The sequence below is a fragment of the Ligilactobacillus murinus DSM 20452 = NBRC 14221 genome (assembly GCF_001591685.1).
In the GTDB taxonomy this organism is placed as follows: Bacteria; Bacillota; Bacilli; order Lactobacillales; family Lactobacillaceae; genus Ligilactobacillus; species Ligilactobacillus murinus.
This window is the reverse complement of the sequence record NZ_BCVJ01000116.1, coordinates 1-1,218: the sequence shown is the minus strand read 5'-3', so window position 1 is coordinate 1,218 and position 1,218 is coordinate 1. Positions and strand designations below refer to the sequence as shown.

The window sequence follows — 1,218 nt, the reverse complement described above, 5'->3', positions numbered from 1 at the left end:
GGTTGACAAAGAGCCAGTTAATGTCGGAGAGTTTTAAATATACAAAAAAGAAGAGCCTTAACGACTCTTCTTTTTTACCTTACTAGATCAGAAATCTTTTTCATCTTTCTTTTTCTTTGTAAAGCCCATCAAACCTAACATACCTGCAACGATCGAAGCTCCGATAGCTGCTAACGCATTGCCTTGCTTATCACCAGTTTGTGGTAATTCAGTTGCTGGGGTTTGAACTGGGTCATTGACCACTGGTGTCACTTCTGGTTGCGCTGGTTGTTCTGGTTTTTGTTCTGGTGTTTCGACCTTGTGGTAGACCACAGGAGTATCAACACCTGGTTCACCCGGTGTCACACTTCTTGTTTCAGGGATCATACCAGGAATATCAGGTGTATCTGTCACGATCACCTTAGTTGGATCGTTTGGATCGTTTCTGTATTGAGGTGTTGGAACATTTGGAATTGGATTTCCATTTGGATCAACTGGAACGATCTTACCGATCTTGTTGTAGGTCACTGTTGTCTCAAGATCACGTTGTTGTGCAGTTTCACCAGGTACAGTTGCACGATCTGCATAGTAGCCTTCGATAACTGGAACTTTGACTGTTGCATAGTCATCGATATCAGACTTCCATGGTTCACTTGGATTCAAGACTTCGCCAGTTACCTTATCAACGATCAATGTGCGTGTCCAAGTAGATGTTTGGATGTCATCATCACGTAACTTATTACCGTTACCGTCAACAAAGTGAACAGTTGAAGTATATTGTTTCATGTAATCATCCTTAGCTGGCCATTTTGGACCATTTGGATCATCTGGATTGATCGGTGTGCCTGGTTCATGTGGGTTATTTGGCCCAACTGGTTCAGTACCATGACCTAATTTAACAACAAAGACTTGTTCTTCTCCGTTGTCATTGTAGACTGGAGTACCTGCATTAGTAAAGCCATCTTCGATCAAGACATAGCCCTTCTTGATCAATTCAGTGATCCGGGAAGTAGTTGAGTAATCGATCTTGTCCCCAACATTACCTGTCACGGAATCAGATTCGATCGTTGTGCCTGTCTTAGTATCAACATAAACGATCTTAGCTGTTTGCACATGCTTTTCAGGTGTTACTGGAACATATTTGACTGGTGTGTCTTCACCTGGTTTATCTGGTGTCACACTTGGTACTTCTGGACGATAACCTGGGATCTCTGGCACTGGTGTTGTTCCACCCTTAGT

Annotated in this window: 1 protein-coding gene; it reads right to left on the bottom strand. The window is 42.7% G+C overall.

All coding sequences use genetic code 11. From position 1 onward, the window contains the following. Window positions 1-87 precede the first annotated feature (87 nt). Window positions 88-1,218, bottom strand: a 1,131-nt coding sequence (locus LMU01S_RS10015) for a mucin-binding protein (protein WP_156470421.1), incomplete at its 5' end; no start/stop codon positions are given.